This is a genomic window from Paenibacillus sp. J22TS3 (assembly GCF_018403205.1).
In the GTDB taxonomy this organism is placed as follows: Bacteria; Bacillota; Bacilli; order Paenibacillales; family Paenibacillaceae; genus Fontibacillus; species Fontibacillus tuaregi.
This window is the reverse complement of record NZ_BOSF01000003.1, coordinates 384208-404198: the sequence shown is the minus strand read 5'-3', so window position 1 is coordinate 404198 and position 19991 is coordinate 384208. Positions and strand designations below refer to the sequence as shown.

The 19991-nt window shown below is 54.2% G+C and carries 16 protein-coding genes; 15 read left to right on the top strand and 1 reads right to left on the bottom strand.

Features of this window, described 5'->3' with window-relative positions; translation table 11 throughout:
* Positions 1–207 precede the first annotated feature (207 nt).
* Positions 208–1095 (top strand): hypothetical protein, encoded by an 888-nt coding sequence (locus KJS63_RS11500; protein WP_213619265.1) that lies wholly within the window; start codon positions 208–210, stop codon positions 1093–1095.
* 152 nt (positions 1096–1247) lie between these two features.
* Here KJS63_RS11500 and KJS63_RS11495 read toward each other — a convergent pair whose 3' ends face one another.
* Positions 1248–2195, bottom strand: coding sequence for a hypothetical protein (locus KJS63_RS11495; RefSeq protein ID WP_213619264.1), 948 nt, complete (start codon positions 2193–2195; stop codon positions 1248–1250).
* A gap of 248 nt (positions 2196–2443) precedes the next feature.
* Between KJS63_RS11495 and KJS63_RS11490 the strand changes: the two genes are divergently transcribed.
* The 14 genes from KJS63_RS11490 to KJS63_RS11425 all read left to right on the top strand — a co-directional run bounded on the left by KJS63_RS11490 (position 2444) and on the right by KJS63_RS11425 (position 19970).
* Positions 2444–3820, top strand: coding sequence for a glycosyl hydrolase family 28-related protein (locus KJS63_RS11490; RefSeq protein ID WP_213619263.1), 1377 nt, complete (start codon positions 2444–2446; stop codon positions 3818–3820).
* Between the two features lie 188 nt (positions 3821–4008).
* On the top strand, positions 4009–5010 hold the full coding sequence (locus tag KJS63_RS11485) for a polysaccharide deacetylase family protein (RefSeq protein WP_213619262.1): 1002 nt from the start codon (positions 4009–4011) through the stop codon (positions 5008–5010).
* A gap of 41 nt (positions 5011–5051) precedes the next feature.
* On the top strand, positions 5052–5684 hold the full coding sequence (locus KJS63_RS11480) for a YveK family protein (RefSeq protein WP_213619261.1): 633 nt from the start codon (positions 5052–5054) through the stop codon (positions 5682–5684).
* A 221-nt stretch (positions 5685–5905) separates the two neighbouring features.
* Positions 5906–6919, top strand: coding sequence for a Gfo/Idh/MocA family protein (locus KJS63_RS11475; RefSeq protein ID WP_213619260.1), 1014 nt, complete (start codon positions 5906–5908; stop codon positions 6917–6919).
* 43 nt (positions 6920–6962) lie between these two features.
* A complete protein-coding gene (locus KJS63_RS11470) occupies positions 6963–8300 on the top strand; it encodes a nucleotide sugar dehydrogenase (RefSeq protein WP_213619259.1) in 1338 nt (445 codons plus the stop codon).
* Positions 8301–8668: 368 nt separating this feature from the next.
* Positions 8669–9247 carry an acyltransferase gene (locus KJS63_RS11465; protein WP_213619258.1) on the top strand — a complete coding sequence of 193 codons (579 nt, stop codon included), beginning with the start codon at positions 8669–8671 and terminating at the stop codon, positions 9245–9247.
* 3 nt (positions 9248–9250) lie between these two features.
* Positions 9251–10375, top strand: a complete 1125-nt coding sequence (locus KJS63_RS11460) for a DegT/DnrJ/EryC1/StrS family aminotransferase (RefSeq protein ID WP_244862574.1) — start codon at positions 9251–9253, stop codon at positions 10373–10375.
* 7 nt (positions 10376–10382) lie between these two features.
* Positions 10383–12227, top strand: coding sequence for a lipopolysaccharide biosynthesis protein (locus KJS63_RS11455; RefSeq protein ID WP_213619257.1), 1845 nt, complete (start codon positions 10383–10385; stop codon positions 12225–12227).
* A 5-nt stretch (positions 12228–12232) separates the two neighbouring features.
* Complete coding sequence (locus tag KJS63_RS11450) at positions 12233–13648, top strand: polysaccharide deacetylase family protein (RefSeq protein WP_213619256.1); 1416 nt, start codon at positions 12233–12235, stop codon at positions 13646–13648.
* On the top strand, positions 13645–15030 hold the full coding sequence (locus tag KJS63_RS11445) for a glycosyltransferase (protein ID WP_213619255.1): 1386 nt from the start codon (positions 13645–13647) through the stop codon (positions 15028–15030). Before KJS63_RS11450 ends, KJS63_RS11445 begins: the two co-directional genes overlap by 4 nt.
* 2 nt (positions 15031–15032) lie before the next feature.
* The gene (locus KJS63_RS11440) at positions 15033–16304 is read left to right on the top strand and encodes an O-antigen ligase family protein (RefSeq protein WP_244862598.1); all 1272 of its coding nucleotides are present in this window, start codon (positions 15033–15035) and stop codon (positions 16302–16304) included.
* Complete coding sequence (locus KJS63_RS11435; RefSeq protein WP_213619253.1) at positions 16270–17391, top strand: glycosyltransferase; 1122 nt, start codon at positions 16270–16272, stop codon at positions 17389–17391. The genes KJS63_RS11440 and KJS63_RS11435 overlap by 35 nt, the downstream gene beginning before the upstream one ends.
* On the top strand, positions 17357–18547 hold the full coding sequence (locus KJS63_RS11430) for a glycosyltransferase family 4 protein (protein WP_213619252.1): 1191 nt from the start codon (positions 17357–17359) through the stop codon (positions 18545–18547). The genes KJS63_RS11435 and KJS63_RS11430 overlap by 35 nt, the downstream gene beginning before the upstream one ends.
* Positions 18540–19970, top strand: a complete 1431-nt coding sequence (locus KJS63_RS11425; protein ID WP_213619251.1) for a sugar transferase — start codon at positions 18540–18542, stop codon at positions 19968–19970. The genes KJS63_RS11430 and KJS63_RS11425 overlap by 8 nt, the downstream gene beginning before the upstream one ends.
* Positions 19971–19991 lie beyond the last annotated feature (21 nt).

Sequence of the window (19991 nt, the reverse complement as noted above, 5' to 3'; positions counted from 1 at the left end):
CATTGACTTAGGAATAAGGAAAGGGCAGGGTAGTATAAAGTTGGGGTCGAGCTATTGATCATCATTTTGCGGAGGGAAGGAACGACGGCACGATTGAGTTTTACGACTTCTTTACAACCTGCTGAATACTCTCAAATGTCCGCTGAAATATGATGGGTTTACAGCGAAGGGAGAGGCTGTAAAGCTAAAATAAAGGAGTTTTTACAGATGGACAAGTTGAAGAAGGGCTTATCTAAGAACTTGTGGGTTCTGGTGGCGGCCGGTCTAATGATCATTGGAGGCGGATTCGCATTGGTAGTTGCTTTAAATCATGGTCTGCCAGACAATGCGAAGCTAAATGCAGAGAATGTCAAGATGGAATCGACCCCGACAAAGGCCAACACGGTCACGCCTGGAGGTTACACGTTGATTGACAAATCAAAGGATACCCCTGAAGAGGAGAAGTCATATAAGCTTTACCTGAAGCAGGCCAATCCAGGGCATACCCAGGAACAGATTGATGAGGAATATAATAGATTATGGGCTGACAAAACTCCAGGAGATAAGGATATGACCGCCGCTCAAGCTGCAACTTATGCGGTGGATATTCTTAAGAAATTCTATGCGATTGACTTGACTGGATATACGGTAGAAGCGAATTTCCAACGCGGATGGGCGTCTAAATACGACATTTGGTATTTTATCATCGGCAAACCTCGGAGCTCAGACAAAACCCGAGGCTATCATGTTTCCATAGATTCGGTCACAGGATCGCTGATGGATATGAGCTGGGGAACTGCCGGTGTTATAAAGGTGGAAAATAAGAACCTGGGTGACCGGGCATGGATCAAAGCAGCTGTGAAGCAGGTCACACGCCTTCTACCAGAGCATGTGACTGTCACTGGCAGCAAAGTGCTGTATGGCAATCCTGGGGAAGGCGTAGTTGTTTTATGCAAGCTTTCCGATGGTTCGGATTCCGTAATCCGTGTAGCAGGACCGAAACGAGAAGCGATGGGGTATCAACATTTCCCGTCAGGATATGATGGCAGCTGGGAGCAGCCGATAGCAGATGGGGCGGAAGCTCCCTGCTGCAAGATTCCGGAAAGCGGGAAATAATCATTGACCGGACTCAAAGAATAACAGGAGCCCCATTTCAATTCTGCCAGAATGGAATAAATGAGCGTAATTTAAGAAAAATCATAGACCAAAGCTGATCATTAGCGCGGTGAACGCTGCCTGTTCAGCACATCCCCCAAAGACGCCATACCCTAACCGGATGGCGTCTTTGCTTTGGGCAGATGGCGATGGCTCTGGCCGAACTGCCACCAGCTCCAGGCAATTCGCAGCACGTCTTTGAAGCCGCGCTTCTTGATCACATAATAAGGGACCAGATAGGCCCCCCAGGGCGCCTTCGATTTAGCTACCGAGGGGATGTTCGCTCCGGCGAAATCAAAGCCGGCCATCCCGCCATCCGACAGGTCCTGCAGCAGGAAACTTTGCAGATGCTGCACCACGCCTTTGCTCATATGCTCGACCTTGCTGCCGGAGATCCAGCCCTGACCACGCTCTTGATTCAGCACCAGCACCACGCTTGCGCTGACAGGCTCGCCATCTTTCGAATAACACACATAACAGCGGAAGGCCTCTTCGCCGAGCAGTTCCTGGGCAGATTCCAGGTCTTCCAGAGTAAGGTTGTGGGAGAAGCCCTGCCGGGATTCGGTACCGTGCAGGCACTCATGCACATCCTTCATATTTCGGGATCGCTGAGAATAATAACCTTCTGAGGCGGCCCTTTTGATCCGGCCGCGGATATCCCCGCTTGCCTTTTCCAGCATAAAAGGAAAGTCCAGGTAATAGGTGTATTTCACACTGACCTCGAAGCCGTGCCAGATAAACGGGCGGACATCGGTGAACTCCGGCGGCAGGCAGAAGCCTGCTGTTCCGGCTACCCCGCTCATCTCCTGAATCATCAGCTCGGCGGCCTCGTGCCACTGGGTGCTGATCCGGTGGGGCTTGGTTGTTGACGTAGGGTGGAACAGGGTCGGGTGATACGAATTCAGGGGCGGAAGATACAGCTTCCCGCGCCGATTGAAGAAGAACAGGCTCTCGCAGCTGTTGTCCGATTGGGGCGCTTGGAACCTGCGCATCACCGCATGGCAGCCCCATTTTTGCCGGTTGAACTCCGCCCAACGCTCCAGCAGATTAGCATCATACATGTTGGTCCATACACTCCCATCTTCCAAGATTAGGCATGCTTGTCTCCCATACAGCATGTATATTTCCGCATCCGCAGGTTTATGACGATGAAGCGGAAGGGCTGCTTAAGGAGCGTAAAATAGGCCAATACTGATTTTTATACGTTTCGACGGATGTTAGAATTTGGATATAGACAATCTGACAGGAGAAGCAGGTTATTTGAGCCAGATGCTTATGTGCCTATATAACGGTCATGGAGGGATGAAAGGTGAAGAAGTTCTTCAAGCAGATGGTCGTGGCCATTCTGGCTATGGCGAACTCGGGAAGCAATGTTCAGCAGGCCATGATCAGCCAGTTTGGTACAGACAGTGTCATCAATGTAAGGCAGGTTGGGGCCAAGGGGAATGGACGGAATGATGATACGCCTTATATCCAGAAGGCTTTGAACCAGGCAGCGGGCAAGGGGGTCAGCGTGTTTTTCCCCAAAGGAACATACCTGATTGATCCGGCCAAAACGCTGATCGTCGGCGGTAGAACCAAGCTTGTCGGTCAGGGTGCGGATTCGGTGCTTAAGGCTTCGGGCAAGAAATTTGCCTGGGAGCTCCTCCGCGTAACGGGCAGCGAAGTGGAGATCAGCAACCTAAGTATGGACGGCAACAATAAGGTGAACCGTGTCCTTGTGATCGGCGGCGGGACCCAGAACGTGAACGTGAATGGAGTGATGGTCTCGAATGCGACCCAGAGTACCAATCCATCGGATGACGGCTATTCAGAAATCGCGGCAGGTATAGTCATCTACGGCAATACGAGCGGGATTACAGTGAACGATTGCGAAGTGAAAAATATATATGCCATCAATAACATTGGCGGAAGCATGATTGCCAGAGGGATCTACATCACCACCACCTGGGGATCGGATGAAATAGTGGCGAAGCAGGTGAAGATCACCAACTCGCACATTCACCATGTGGGCCCGGCGGATGACGGGGATGGGATTTATTATGAGGACCCAGCTATGGATCAGAATAACGGGCAGAACACCGGCAGTCTGATTGCGGGAAATCTGCTGGAGTATTGTGCAAAGCGCGGAATGAAAATCTACGCCCAGGGCGTTAAGGTGAGCGGGAATCACATTGTGAATTCCTATCTTAACAACAACTATTACCAGGGTACGAACAAGGGCAAGCTGGCCCCGGATATGTTCTCCGCCATCAGCGTGTACGGCAGCCACAATATTATTTATGACAACCTTATTGATGGAGTGGGCAGCTTCTATGCGGCCATTGAGGTGAGCGCTTTCGAGACGGTGGAGAACACGGTGATTTCAAATAACAGGATCATTATGGGCAGCAAAAGCACAATTAAGGGGACAACCGCCATCCGGCTCGGAAATATCTATAATTTCACAATCAAGAACAACAGGATCGAGAACGGGGAGAGAGCCATCTGGACCTGGCAGAACGCCGACTTTGGAGTGATCAAGGACAATGTCATCATTATGAAAAACGGTGGGGGAATTGATCTGTCCACCTATCTTAATGGTTACACCCAGGAGAATCTGGCACTTGGAGGGAACTCCATAACCGCCTCTTCGTTTAAAATCCAGCTTGCCCCAACGAACCACAACGTAACGATCCGGACTTGATCATATATGCGCGTCTAACCGCGGTCTTTATGCCGATTGCATTTTGTTGGCATAAAGGCCGCCTTTTTTGTATATCTATGAACTACACGGCAGCCATGATGAGGACCTGACAATACTTAAGGGGCCTGTTCTGATCTGCCTATGTTAGCTGTAGTGAAAAAGGACAAGGGAGCGGGTTGGTTCATGCATTGATACATACGCTTAATCACGGCCTATTCGTTATGTCGTTGGACTTCGAGTTGTATTGGGGTCTGCGGGATGTCAGTCCGGTTAGCCATTACCGGAAGCATTTTGCCCGGGAGCGGGAAATTATCCCGGTAGTGCTCGAAATGTTCGAGCAGGAGGGCATTCATGCCACTTGGGCGACCGTAGGGCTCCTATTCTCCGAGAATAAGGAGCAGATGAAGCAGCAGCTGCCATCTCCGCTTCCTGCCTACATTGACAAGCAGCTGTCCCCCTATCCCCATATCGCTGGGGCAGGGCTGGGCGAAGATGAGCAGGAGGACCCTGACCACTATGGCCTATCATTGATCCGCAGAATTCATAATACCCGCTATCAGCGAATCTCCACACATACTTTCTCCCATTACTACTGCCGGGAAGAGGGACAAGACCTAGAGGCATTTCGGGCTGATCTGAAAGCCGCGGTCCGGGTGGCAGAACTTCAGGACATCCGGGTGGGAAGCATCGTGTTTCCACGCAATCAGGTTAACCCAGAGTATCTGCCGCTGCTGCCCGGGGAAGGGATTTATGCCTACCGGGGAAACCCGCCGCATGCCCTGTACAAGGAAGGCTATAGTACGCATGATCCTTTTCTCAAACGGGTGCTCCGCTTGATGGACACTTATTTCAATTTATCAGGATTTCATACTTACGCTCCGGAAGAGCTGGGCCGCGAGGTGCCTCTTAATGTGCCTGCAAGCCATTTCCTGCGTTCGTATTCGAGGAAGCTGGCTCTGCTTGAGCCGCTGCGGCTGAGACGGATTCTTACGGGGATGACCTATGCGGCTAAACACCGGCAGATCTACCATCTATGGTGCCATCCTTATAATCTCGTTGATCCCTACAATCGTAATCTCAGGCTGCTTGCCCGGATCATCGACCACTATAAGATGCTGAACTCCCGATATGGGATGGAGAGCAGAAATATGGAGGAGCTGAGCGAGCATCTTCTGAGCGGGGAATCTTAAGGAGTTATGAACCACGAAGATTAGGTAAGGTGGGAAGAACCATGAATATCGCATTTCTAGTCAAATCTGTTCGGAGACATTACATTGCTGGCCTACTCACCATTGTGGTATGTGTGGGCGGCGCCTACCTCATCAATATGCTCGTTCAGCCGCAGTATAAGGCTGCAGCCAGCCTAATGGCCAATATCGCATCCAGTAACGAGTCGGGAACCTACAATGAGTTCCTGGCCAGCCAAATGCTCACCAAGACCTACGAGGATGCGATCCAGAGCAGGGTTGTGGCGGGTGAAGTCAAGAAGAAGCTGGGCCTGAAGGAAACGACGGTTGAGCTTTTGAACAGAATCAAGGTAAGGACCGATCCTGGCACCTTGGTCATCAACCTGTATGCGACGGATCGTGATCCGAAGAACGCGGTGGCAATAGTGAATGCTTTTGCCGATGCCTTTATCACCAAATCAAAGGGAATCGTCTCAAGTGCCAAGGTATCGGTTCTGGATTATGGAGACATGGAGCAGGCATCTGTTCCTGTTAGTCCCAGGAAAATGTTCAATCTGGCGCTGGGCGGTCTGATCGGCCTGTTCGCGGCCATGAGCATCTCCCTGCTGCTAGAGAAGCGGCGCCTGCTGCGGAAGAGGAGCCGGATTACTCCGGGAGGCATGGAGAAGACAGCTTGATCTATATAAGTTGAACTTAAGAATTGCTAATAGGCAATAGTGTGAAATGATTCTGGAGAAGCGAAGCGTTCGCCTTTGTGACCGAGAGTTCTACCTTAATAAATTTAATCAAGAAATCTGGGCACAACAGCGATCGGAAGAACATTTCACACGGCTGCCCTACCTGTAAATTCATAGTTCAACTTATATACCTGGATATATGGAAATATGGAGGAGAGAGCATGATACGTTGTGCCATAGTGGGGTGCGGGCATATCGCCCGTAAGCATATCGAAGCAATCCGGAATACGGAAGGCGCAGAGCTTGTGGCTTTATGTGACACGGATATGTCCAGGCTGAACGAATTCAAGCTTAGTGTCGGTGTGCCTGTGTTCACAGAAATGGCAGAGATGCTTCAGATGCTGCCGGAGATTGATCTGATCTGCATCTGCACGCCAAGCGGTATCCATGCCAGGCTGGCAGAGCAGGCAGCTAGGGCGGGCAAGCACCTGATTATCGAGAAGCCGGTTTCCCTTACGGCCGAGGACGGAGAGACGATTCGGCAGGCCGTCAGATACAGCGGGGTCAAAGCCGCGGTTGTTCATCCGAACCGCTACCGGCCGGCTATCCGGTATCTGAAATGGGCGCTGGACGGAGGCCTTCTCGGCAAAATCAGCCACGTGAACGCGACCGTCCGGTGGAACCGGTCGCAGGCTTATTATGACCAGGCGCCTTGGCGGGGAACGCGGGCTATGGATGGCGGGGTTCTGATGAACCAGGCGATTCACAGCCTGGATTTGCTGCTCTGGATGTTCGGCCCGGCAGCCCGGGTTCAAGCACTGGCGGACACCCGGCTGAGACGGATCGAGACCGAGGATGTGGCGGTTGCCGCGCTGAGGTTCGAGAGCGGTGTGCTGGGTGTTGTGGAGGCAGCGACCACGGTGTATGAGCACAATCTTGAGGAATCGATCAGTGTATTCGGAGAGAACGGTTATGTTGTCATCGGCGGAGCGACCGCCAACTGGATCAAGCACTGGAAGTGCTCCTCGATGACACCTGGTGAAATTGACCGCGTTATCCAGCGTGTGGAGCAGGACCCGTATGGAATACCGGGGCATCAGCGGATCATCGAGGATATGGTGAACGCGATCAAGGACGACCGTGACCCCGCGGTGACCGTGGATGATGGAATCCGGGCCGTACAGCTTGTGCACGATATTATCGCTTCCGCCGAAAGAGAAGAAATTCACACGTAAGCTCACTCAGGGAGTATCTATTTATAAGGACGGAGGCTTAATCATGCAGGGGGAATCCACCAGGCTTCAGAATTACAGCGCGGCATTGACAGAGAAGCTGCTGAACAGATCAGCGGTCATCGGAGTGATAGGCCTGGGTTATGTGGGGCTGCCGCTGGCGGTGGAGAAGGCCAAGGCCGGTTACCGGGTTATTGGATTCGATGTTCAGGCCGGCAAGATCGACATGGTCAACAGCGGTGTGAACTATATTGGCGATGTGATCGATGAGGACCTTAGAGGTCTTGTCCAGAGCGGCCGGCTTCAGGCCACCTCGGATTATTCTTTTCTAAGGGAAGCGGACGCGGTGGCTATCTGTGTACCCACCCCGCTGGACACGTACCAGCAGCCGGATACCAGTTATGTGGAGAACTCGGCCCGGGAAATTGCCCGATATCTTCACCCGGGCATGCTGGTGGTGCTGGAGAGCACGACTTATCCGGGCACAACGGAGGAATTGGTCAGGCCGATCCTTGAGGGGGCTGGACTCCGGTGCGGGGAGGATTTCTTCCTGGCTTATTCACCAGAGCGGGTGGACCCGGGCAATAAGCTGTTCAACACGAAGAATACACCCAAAGTAGTGGGCGGGATTACCGCAGATTGTTCCAAAGTGGCTCAGACCCTGTACGCCGAGGTCCTCGACGGACACGTACATGTCGTCTCCAGCCCGTCTGTTGCGGAAATGGAGAAGATCTATGAGAACACGTTCCGCCATATCAACATTGCCTTGGCTAATGAGATGGCGGTGCTGTGCAGCCGGATGGGCATCAATGTCTGGGAGGTGATTGATGCCGCCAAGAGCAAGCCTTACGGCTTCATGGCCTTCTACCCGGGGCCGGGACTGGGTGGACACTGTATTCCGATCGACCCGTTCTATCTGACCTGGAAGGCAAGGGAGTACAACTACCACACCCGTCTGATTGAGCTGGCCGGGGAGATCAACAATGCCATGCCTGAGTTTGTTGTTCAGAAGATCGGGGAGATTCTCAACCGGGAGAAGAAGCCGATCAGCGGTTCCACCATCTATCTGCTGGGTGTGGCCTATAAGAAGGATATTGATGACTACCGGGAATCTCCGGTTCTCCACATCATTGAACTGCTTGAAGATCGGGGGGCTGAGGTATGGGTCAGTGATACCCATATCCGCGCTTTCCGTCATCGGGGACGGGATTATGAATGTATGGAACTGACTCCGGCACGGTTGTCGGCGGCGGATATCACAGTTATTACTACGGATCATTCCGGCTTTGATTATGAGATGGTGGGTGCGGCAAGCCGCTGCTTGTTCGATACCCGCAATGCGATGCAGGGATGGAGCAAGCCACTCCGCTACGAGCTTCTCTAAAATAGCATCCTTCGGAAGATCAGGCAGTGAACGCGGCCTATAGAAGTTGAACTATATAAAATGAACTTTCAAAGTTAACCTCTCTCAGTTTCGATCCCGAGTGATTCTGAAGAAGTTGAGCGTCCGCCTTTGTCTCCGAAATGCCCCTACTTGGATATCTATTTCAAGGATTTCGGAGACAACAGCGGGCGTAAGAACACTCGGCATCGCAGCGCCTCATAAGGGTAACCTTCATAAGTTCATTTTATATAGATTTAGAAATTTGTGGACAGCGACCCCAAAGAGCAATTCATCCAGGTGCCTCCATCCGTACAACTTTTTGTTCAACTTATAATGCAGAGAAATAGTTCAAAGGAGTCTGGTGATAGATGACTTATTACGCCCATCCCACCGCCGTTATTGACCCAGGAGCAGAGATTGGTACGGATTCGAAAATTTGGCACTTCTCACATGTCTCACCCACCGCGGTCATTGGTGAACGGTGCAGTCTAGGGCAGAACGTATATATCGGCAACCATGTGAACATAGGGCACGGGGTAAAAATTCAGAACAATGTCTCTGTCTACGAGGGAGTTTATCTTGAGGACAACGTCTTCTGCGGGCCCAGCATGGTGTTCACGAATGTGCTGACGCCAAGATCGGCTTTTCCCCGCAACACCTCCGAGGATTACAGAAGAACCGTGGTCAAGAAGGGTGCATCCATCGGTGCCAACGCTACGATTGTCTGCGGAGTTACTATTGGCGAATCGGCGCTGGTGGCTGCGGGGGCGGTCGTTCACCGGGATGTGCCGCCCTATGCGCTCTATGCGGGTGTGCCGGCCAAGCGGATCGGCTGGGTGTGTGAGTGTGGTTTAACGCTTGAATTTGGTGGTACATTGGCGGTCTGCTCATGCAGCCGTGAATATAAGCTGGACCAGGATAGGGTTCACAAAATGAAAGAGGTGTAGTGAATGGAACAGCCGCCTGTAACAATGAACCGTATACCGATACTTGATCTCGGTCCTGAAATGAAGCAATTGAAGCCGCAGCTGATGCGTGCGGTGGAGGATGTGCTAGACAAGGGCACGTTCATCATGGGTGAGCAGGTGAAGCAGTTTGAGCGGGAAGCCGCTGAATATCTAGGGGTTGAACACGCGGTGGCTCTGAATTCGGGCACGGATGCGCTGGTGCTGGCGCTGCTCAGCAGTGGGATTGGACCCGGGGATGAGGTGATTACAACCCCATTCACCTTCTTTGCCACGGCTGAAGCGATCAGCCAGGTTGGAGCGGTGCCTGTGTTCGCCGATGTGGAAGCCACGACATTCAATCTGGATTTGGATCAGGCTGCGGAATTGGTCACAGCAAAGACCAAGGCGATTATCCCTGTTCACTTGTTCGGTCATCCGGTGGATATGGATGGTGTGCTTGAGCTGGCGGACCGGCATGGCTTATATGTGGCTGAGGACACTGCGCAGGCCTTTGGAGCGGAGTATAAAGGCCGGAGAGCGGGGACGATCGGCGATTTTGGCTGTTTCTCGTTCTTCCCTTCTAAGAATCTGGGGGCTTTTGGCGATGGCGGAATGATTACCACGAATAATGCAGTGTTCGCAGAGCGGGCAGCCATGCTGAGAACCCACGGCTCGAAGAAGAAATATATGAATGAGCTGGTCGGCTTTAATTCCCGCTTGGATGAGCTTCAGGCTGCCATGCTGCGGGTGAAGCTTCCTTATATCGACCAGTGGAATGAAGGCCGCAGGGTGGCGGCAGACAGGTACAGAGCACTCCTGGACGGAGCACAGGGAATTGTGCTGCCGGCCGAAGCAGATTATGCGGGTCATGTCTATCACCAGTTCACGATCCGTGTACTGGATGGCCGACGGGATGAGCTGAAGGCGAAGCTTGAGGAGAAAGGCATCAGCAGCATGGTCTACTATCCGGTGCCGGTTCACCGGCTGCCTGTCTACAGGTATCTGGGCCTCAGTCTTCCGGTCTCCGAACGGCTGGCTTCGGAGGTCCTATCGATTCCGATTGGACCGATGATCGATCCTGCTGTTCAGAAGCTGGTTGCCGATTCCATAATCGAGGCTCTGCGCTAAAGGCCGCATGCTGAATTACTTCAGGAAATTAGCCCTGGATCAATTTCTGCGCAGTGTTCTGGTGCTGGCTGGAGGGACCTTGTTCAGCCAGTTGATCATCCTGGCGACACTGCCGCTTGTAACCAGGTTATACACCCCTGCAGAATATGGCACTTATTCAATTTATCTGTCTGTCATCGGCATCCTGCTGATGCTGGTCTCCTTCTCCTATGAAAGCGCCGTGACCCTGCCCGAAGACGACAGGACGTCCTCCAGCGTGCTGGGTCTGTGTCTCTTAATATGCAGCGGTGTCAGCGTGGTGAGCGGCCTGGCGATCTTCCTGCTTCAGAAGCCGCTGGCGGTCTGGCTGCAGGATAGGGATCTTCCACACTACTCCCTGTTATTTGCAGTGAGCCTGTTCTTCGCCGGAAGTTATCAAATTTTGAATTATTGGCTGGTCCGCAAAAAACACTTTCGCATGCTGGCCCGGACGAAATACACCCAAAGCATCGGTCAGGTGTCTTCCCAAATTGGCCTCAGCCTCTTCGGCCTTGGTCCGCTTGGTCTGATTGTGGGGGATATCCTCGGGCGCCTGGGTGGACTGCTCCCTCAGTGGAGGCGGTGGCGAGGGGATATGAGGAAGGACTCCATCGTGCTTGGCTGGCATGATCTTAAGGATAGCGCCTACCGTTACAGGCGGTTTCCACAGCTGTCCCTCGCCTCGAACGTGCTGAACAGTGTGGGCATTTACCTTCCCGCCATATGGCTTGCGGCCTTCTATGGGGCCCATGTGGCCGGCTGGTTCGCACTGGGCCAGCGGATTCTCGGCTCCCCTATGACCTTGATTATGAGCTCTGTCCGCAATGTGTATTTAGCGGAGTCGTCGGAATACATGCTGAAGGACCCGTCCAGGCTGTCCCCCTTGTTCCATAAAACGGTAAGGCATGTATTTGTGCTGGGACTGGTCATTATAGCTGTTTTTTTCGCAGTAGGTCCTTCAGCCTTCTCCTTCCTGTTCGGGGACGCTTGGAGACAGTCCGGGGAGATCATCCGGCTTCTGTCGGTCATGTATTTGAGCCAGTTCGTTGCGAACTCCGTGGGCAGCACCATTGATGTCATGGAGAGGCAGGATTTGCACTTGTACCGCGAGATCTTCAGGACCGTTCTGATTGCAGGAGCGCTGGGTCTTGCCCTGTATACCCACCAGTCGGCGGATATGGCAATCCTGTTCTTCAGTGCGGCCTCAACGCTTGGTTATGTGCTCCATCTGGGCATGTCCTGGCTATCGATCAAGAAATACGAAGTCACAGCTCGGGCTGAAGCAGTTGCTGCTGTATCTGGGGGACTTGAGGAATCCGGATTAGATGCAAGAGAGCAGCTTAGGCTGGCGGAGGGTGTGATGTTGGCAGACCCGAAGCGCGGACAAGAGCAAGATCAGGAACAGGAGCAAGCAGATCGGGAGCAAGAGCAGGAGCAAGATCGGGAGCACGAGAATGGCCAAGAGCAGGAGAGCGTCGATGTGCAGTTGGCACAGTGGAGATGGTTCAGACAACAGCGGAAAATGGGGCTGGCGCGGTCAGGTCAGCGGATTACTTACGCGGATGCGGCACGCCAGATTCTTCAGGCCGCACGCCAGAGAAATGGGCTGCTGGGGCCTGAACTCAATACACCTGCCGAATCGTCGGGAGTGTTGGCGCGAGTGCCAGTCAGTGGCCTAGCGGAGGCTGGCACAGTCCCGGAACCATTTTCAGAGGTGCTCACGGAGTCCCGGGAATTCTCAGAAATTCTACCGGGAAGGCCGAATGACACTGAAGCACTTCTGGATACACCAACACCACTTAACCCAGATCAAATTAAGAAGGAACGAGGGTAACCAGATTGCTGATACTACGTTCTCCGATGCAGTACAGACCAGAAAGGGAGTACATTTACCGGGTCGTATTTGAAGAGTTTCTTGGCATGAATTACAGCGTGATTTACGAAGAACGGGACCATATCGAGATTGTAAAAGAAGGCGCAGAGGGCGAGGCATATCGCCTAGTCCTTGCCGATGTGCTTCTTCGTACGGCAGAAGAAGACTGGCTTCAGGCGCCTTCGATGCCGCAGCTTCCGCTTAACGAGGCGGTGATTCCGGGCATGGGCACTGTTCCGGTGCTGTACGGAAGGCCCAATCCGAAGGGAACCTATCTCTTCACTTCCGGCGGAGGTGTCGAGTGCGGCATCGATATTTTCGGCGGCTGTCTGTTCATGCTGACCAGATACGAGGAGTTGGTTGTTCCGGACAGGGACCGCCATAACCGGTTCAGTGCCTACAGCTCAGTGGCTTACCAAGCCGGATTCCTGGATCGGCCCATAGTCAACGAGTATGTGGAGATCCTTTACCTCTGTATCCAAATGCTGTGGCCGGAGCTGCAGCGAAGGGAGCGTACCCTAAGGACAATGATCAGCCACGATGTGGATGCCGCTTATTTCGTCTACGGCCGCAGCAGGCTGAGCATCGCCAAGGAGAGCGCGATGGATATTCTCCGCCGCCATGATCCAGAATCGGGTCTAAGAAAGGCCGTCATGCTTGGACGGAAGCAGACGAACCTGGACCCCGATCCTTTTAACACATTTGACTGGCTCATGAGCTTAAGTGAGCGCCATGGAATCCGCAGCAGCTTTTACTTTATCGCGGAAGAGACCGAACCAGGGATGGACGGAAATTACACGCTAGAGGACGCAAATATCCGGAATCTCTTTAGGGAAATCCATGCAAGGGGACACGAGATCGGGCTGCACCCTGCTTATCAGACCTATCTGCATCCCGAACGCATCAAGCGGCAGTTCCAGATGCTCCGCAGCGCTGCGGAGGAGTGCGGCATCACGCAGGACCGCTGGGGCGGACGGCAGCATTATCTCCGGTGGCGGGCCCCGGATACCTGGCAGCACTGGGAGGATGCCGGACTCCATTACGACAGCACACTCAGTTATGCCGACTCTGCCGGTTTCAGGTGTGGAGTCTGTTATGAGTTCCCGGTGTTCAATCTGATTGCCCGAAGTCCGCTCCAGCTTCGGGAGCGGCCCTTGATCGTGATGGATCAATCCATTGTGCATCCAGACTACATGGGCCTTGCCGGAGACCAGGCGCTCCGGGCAATCCTTCATTATTACGGACAGTGCGCGAAATATAACGGGGATTTCACGCTGCTCTGGCACAACAGTCAGCTGGTGAGGTCGGCTGACAGGCAGCTGTACCAATCCTGCCTTGAGAAGCTGGGCAGCCATAATCCCGCAAAGGTGAGTGTATCGTGAAGATCGCATATGTAATCCACTGGAATGAAGGGCCACGGAGCGGCGTGTTCAAAAAGGTTGTGCACCAGGTTTCGGAATGGACCCGGCTTGGCCACCGGGTTGCTCTATTTCTGTTTACCCGTGCAGCGGGGGAGCACTGGGAGCGGGCGCTCGAGGGTGTGGAAGTAAGGGTGCAGTGTTATGACGGTGCCCTCACACGGCTGCGTGATTTCAAGAGGCTTGCAGACCAGGTGCTCGGCTGGGGCCCCGATGTGATCTACCACCGGTATGATCAGTATTACTTCGGGCTTCCCCGAATTCTCAGACGCGTGCCATCGGTGCTGGAAGTTAACAGCAACGATCTGACCGAGTTGCGGATGGAGAGTGGTTCGTTGTCGTTGAAGTACCTTTATCATAAATACACCCGGAAACGCATACTCCAGGCAGCGGACGGAGCTGTATTTGTGAGCCAGGAGCTGTCCGGTGAGCCCGGGTTCAGCCGCTACGTGAAGAAGCAGGTGGTGATCGGCAACGGCATTAACCTGGAGGAATTCCTCGTAAGCCGGAGCATGACGGCGGTGAGTGAGAGCTGCATAGAGGAGCCGAACGAATCCAAGGAACAGCTGAAGGAGTCAATCCAATCCCAGGCAGGGAGCGGCTTAGGGGCTGGTTTGGGAGCCGACCGGCGGGCTGCCGTGAGCTCTAGGAGTCAGGCTGACGAACCTCTTGGCCCCACGTCCGCCGGGGTCTTGGTTCTGGAACAAACAGTGGATTCGGAATCGGAACAAGAGTCCCTACCTAATTCCCTACCAAATCCGGTGGAGCCCGCTTCGAATCCAGCGGAACCTCTCCGCTCCATATCCGCTGAACCGGTGCGCTTCGTGTTTATCGGGTCCTCCGGCCAAGCTTGGCATGGGGTAGATCTAATCGCAGACTTGGCTGCCCGGCGTCCCGCATGGAAGTTCGATGTCATCGGACTCACCATCGATGAGCTGGAAGGGCCTGTTCCGGCCAACATGAGCTTTCATGGCCCGCTCACGAGAGCGGAGTATCAGCCTCATCTGGACCAGACCGATATTGCGCTTGGCACGATGGCCCTGTTCCGCAAGCGCATGGCCGAGGCTTCCCCGCTTAAGGTGCGCGAATATTTGGCGAACGGGCTGCCGGTGATCATTGCGTACGAGGAGACGGATTTCCCCGAGCCTGTACCGTTCCTTCTGAAGCTGCCGAATCAGCCGGACAGCCTGATCCTGCATCTCGGCAGGATTGAGGAGTTTGCCTCCCGCTGGAGAGGCAGCAGGGTTCCGCGCAAGGAGATCACCCGGTTGGATGTGAAGACCAAGGAATCAGAGCGGCTTAAGTTTATGAAATCCGTAATCAGGGAGAAGGGTGATGGAAGGTGAATATGGAGCTCGGCCTGATTCTCCTGCTGGTCATTGCCATTCTATTTTTCGGAGCTCAGTGTATTCTGCAGCTTGGTCTTAAGATTGACGCCGGTTATGTGCTCGGATTCAGCATTTTCTTCGATGCGATCGGATATTTTTACAGGCAGTATGTCCCTGGCAACACGCTGATTGTGCTGGTTGGGGCTCCTCTGCTTGTGGTGCTGATCGCGTGGTTTCAGAAGCCGGCGATTGCCAGGGGCCTTCTGGAGAACAGGGGCATCTGGCTGTGGGCTTTATTCTTCGGATACTGTGTGGTCTCTTATGCCTGGGCATCCCTGGACTCGAATGGTCTTTCCAAGGAGCTGCTGCTGATCACCAGGGGTGTGATTCCCGGACTTTATACATACATTGTTTACAAAAAATACGGCAAGCTGTCCTGGACGGTGGTTGCCCTGTTCGGGCTCGCTTATTCCGCTGTACACCTGATATTCGGTGAGTACACGAGTGAGTATCCCGGCAGGCTGACACTGCCTGGGGATAATCCGATCTTTAATGCGCGGATCTCCCTGATTGCTGCCACGGCTGCGCTGTGGGGCAGGAACATTCCCTGGCCGGTGCGTCTGCTTACGCTTGGAACCGCGCTTGCTTCTGCTTTTGCCACCCAATCCAGGGGGCCTGTTGCGGCATTTGTCGCAGCGAATGTGCTGATCTTTGGTTACTTCATGTACAAAAAATACAAAAGCGGCGGGCTCCGCAGACTGAAGCGTTATGCCGGCGCAGCCGCTGGACTGATTCTTCTGGGAGGAATTGCCGCAGGGATCTACGCGGACGATCTGGAGCAGCTGGTGGGCGGCAGCCGGTTTACCGTCCTGTTCAGCGGCAGCCAGCTTCAAGGCGATGACAATTTCCTGGGCAGGGTGGATTTGCAGCTCAGGGCGTTTGAGGACTTCCAGGAACGGCCGTTTTTTGGCTCGGGGCTCGGTGGAAGTACTCCGCCTGTGGAGAAGGAGTTTCCGCATAATGTCATTTTGGAGATCGCCAGTGAACTGGGGATTGCAGGCCTGCTCCTATGGGCGGTGGCGTATCTTTATTCCCTGGGGGCGGTTAGAGCCTATCCGGTGCTGATGGTGCTGTTGATCCAGTCCCTGGGCTGCGCTTTGCTTAGCGGTGACTTCGGGTTCAATTATGAGTACATGTTATTCGCATTTGTATCGCTGGCGTTCGTGAAGAAACGGGAACGGGAAGGAGCGGGCTGGATTGAAGAGGGTTCTTTTTCTTATCACAGGACTTGATTATGCAGGGGCGGAGAATCAGGTTGTCCAGCTGTGCAGGGCACTTCGCGCCAAAGATTACAGTGTGCTGCTGATCAGTATGGTGAAGCCCGTGGCCTACCTGGATGAGCTGCAGGAGATGGGGGTGGAAGTCCGCTCTCTCCATATGCGCAGAGGGGTGGCTGATCCCAGGGCGATCTTTCGTCTCAAAAGAATCATACGAGCGTTCCGGCCCGATATTGTCCACAGTCACATGGTGCATGCCAACCTGCTGGCCAGGCTGACGCGGGTGTTCGTGCACATGCCGCTCTTGATCTGCACGGCGCACAGTATCAATGAAGGAGGTTGGCTCCGCAACCTGCTCTACCGGGTTACCGATCCGTTCTGTGATCTGATGACGAATGTGAGTCAGGAGGCGGTGAACCGTTATGTGGAGATCAAGGCCGCACCGAAGCACAAAATCATCTTCATGCCCAACGGCATCAACATGGACCGGTTCACCAGATCGGATCTGGCCGGACGGACGCTCAGGCAGGAGTTGGAGCTCGGGAACTGCTTTATCTGGCTAGCCGCTGGGCGTCTTGCCCCGGAGAAGGACTATGCCTCTATGCTGAGCGCTTTTGGCAAGGTACACCGGCTCTATCCTGGCAGCAGGCTGCTGATTGCGGGCATCGGTCCAGAGCGCCAGGCCCTTGAGGAGCTCAGCCGGACGCTTGAGCTTGATGAATCCGTTCTGTTTCTGGGGATACGCTCCGACATGTCCAGGCTGATGAGTGCGGCGGATGCTTATGTAATGTCCTCCAAGTGGGAGGGGCTTCCGATGGTGCTTCTCGAGGCTTCGGCCAGCGGACTGCCCATTGTGGCGACTGACGTTGGGGGCAACCGGGAAGTGGTGCATGACCGGGTGAACGGTTATCTGGCTGAAGCGTCCGATCCGGACCAGCTGGCGGACTGTATGCTTCGGCTGATGGAGAAGCCAGAGGCTGTGCGTGCCGAAATGGGACGCGCGGGCAGGGAATATGTGAACAGCAAATTTAATATAAATACGATTGTTGAACGATGGGAGAGCTTATATGGGCAAGACGTGCACCGATCACTCAGTTCCTAGAAAGGCGGCTTATGTGGCAACGGTATATGCCCATCTGGCCGCATTCCATCTCCCGTTTATGGAGGACCTTCGCCAGGATGGCTGGAAGGTTCACGCGTACGCAGGCCCGGATCATAGGCGACAGAAGGTGGAAAGTGCGGGATTTGCATGCAGGGATATTCCCTTCAGCCGAAGCCCCCTGGCCTGGGGGAATGTGCGGGCTCTCTTTCAAATGATCCGGCGGCTTAGGAAGGAGAATTATGAGCTTATTCATGTTCATACCCCTAACGCCAGCCTGATCACTAGGCTGGCGGCCTGGCTTGCAGGCGCAAGAGGCGTGGTCTACACCGCTCATGGATTTCATTTTCACCAGGGAGGTTCCAGGCTCGGCTGGCTGCTGTATTACCCGCTGGAGCGCATGATGTCCAGACTCACGGACCTGCTGATAACGATTAACAGCGAGGATTTCAAGCGGGCGGAGAATTTCCCGGTGCGGGGGCGGCTGGTGTATATCCCCGGTGTGGGGGTGGACCTTGAGGGGCTGAACCGACCCGGGAGAGAAGTTGGGAGGCTTAAGCGGGAGCTTGGGATTAACGGGGACACCCTGACGGTGCTGTGTGTGGCTGAGCTCAACCGGAACAAGAATCAGGCCCAGCTTATTCATGCTGTCCACAGCCTGGTCCGGCGGGAGACTCCCGTGACATTGCTGCTTGCAGGGGTCGGCAGCAGCGAGGAGATATGCCGGGACTTGTCCCGGGAGCTCGGGCTTGCGGAGCAGGTGAAGTTTCTGGGCTTCCGCCAGGATATTCCCGAGCTGATGGCTGCCGCGGATGTCATTGCCCTCACATCCAGGCGGGAGGGGCTGCCGAAGGTGCTGCTGGAGGGGCTTGCGGCGGGGAAGCCCCTGCTGGTTACAGATGTCAGGGGAAGCCGTGACCTAGTTGTGCAGGCCGATAACGGATACGTCGTTCCGCTGGACGATGCCGAAGCGGCAGCTTCTGCGCTGCTTCAGCTCTATGAGGATCCCAGCCTTAGAGAACGCATGGGCAGGCGAAGCCGCCAGATGTCGCTTCGTTATGACCTGAAGCGGATTCGCTCCTTGATGAGGGAGCTTTACAATGAGGTATTGCATGGAGGTTATGGGAGGAGAGAGGAGCGGCGCTTCACAAATGATTAAGCTTTTTCGTCTCAAAGGCATGAAGGTGTTCGTGCTGCTGCTGGACATCTTGTTTGTCTATGCCAGTTATCTGTTAGCTTACAAGCTGATCTTCAGAGGGCATATCCCCCCGGCGGAATGGGAGTCATTTCTGGATTACGCCCCGTGGCTCGGGCTGTTTACGATAGTGCCTTATTACATGTTTTATTTGTATGATTTCGCTGGGCGGCAGAAGCCGTCTACCTATTTGTATAACCTAGTTCTTGCGCATGTAGTGTTCGTGGCGGAGCTGATCGTACTGAATTATTGGCTGAAGACCTTCAGCCTGCCAAGAAGTGTGGTTGTGATCGCCTTCGGTGTGCAGTTGGTCTTAACCTTTGGGCTTAGGCTGCTCATCTTCTTGATCCAGTCCAAAGGAATTGGGCGCAAGCGGGCGATGGTAATAGGGGGCCATGGTCATTTGGCCATGGACAGCTTAGAGACGGTCCTTGCCAAAGGCAGAACCTGGCTGGATATCCGGCAAATTGTGGTCATCCCTGAAGGGGAAGAGACGCCGCCCGAGTGCTCATGGAGTCATATCGATGTTGTTCTGCTGGCTCATGATCTGCCTGCAAACCTTAAATCAGCTGTAATCCGGGCCGCAGGACTGAGGCGGATTGAGGTGCTGCTGATTCCGGATTTCTATGAGCTGTCGCTCGTCAACGCGGAGTCCCAGCAGCTGGATGATCTGATGGTGTACTCCATTATGCCGCCGCAGCTCAGCCTGTTGGAGAGGATGATGAAGCGGTCGGTGGACCTGCTGATCTCATCCCTGCTCCTGTTGGCCGCTCTTCCGGTGATGCTGTGTATGTTCCTGCTTATCCCGCTGACATCCAAGGGCAGAGCTCTATTTGTCCAAGAGAGGCTCGGCAGACATGAGAAGCCGTTTCACCTCCTCAAATTCCGCAGCATGGTCGACAACGCTGAGCTGAGCACCGGGCCGGTGCTGGCCGAGGCCGGTGACGCGAGAATTACGAGGCTCGGCCAGTTCATCCGGTCAACCCGGATTGATGAGCTGCCGCAGCTGATCAATGTCCTGAAGGGGGATATGAGTCTGGTGGGGCCTCGCCCGGAGCGTGCCTACTTTATCGACCAATTCAAGGCCGAGCTGCCGCATTATACGTACCGGCTGATGGTGAAGCCGGGTCTGACCGGGCTGGCCCAGGTTAAGGCGGGTTATGCAACGTCTCCAGAGGATAAGCTGCGGTATGACCTCCTGTACATCAAGAACTATTCCCCGCTGCTTGATCTGCGGATTCTGTTCCAGACGATTATGGTGGTCCTCAAGCGGGAGCAGTCTAGAGGCGTGGCCCGCAGCCCGCAGCCGTCCGCCGGATCAGGACTTGAGAAGCTGACTGCTGGGTCCGCCGAATACTCCGCGCCGCCAAAACGGATACACGGATGAGCGGGGAAGGCCGCTCTCCTA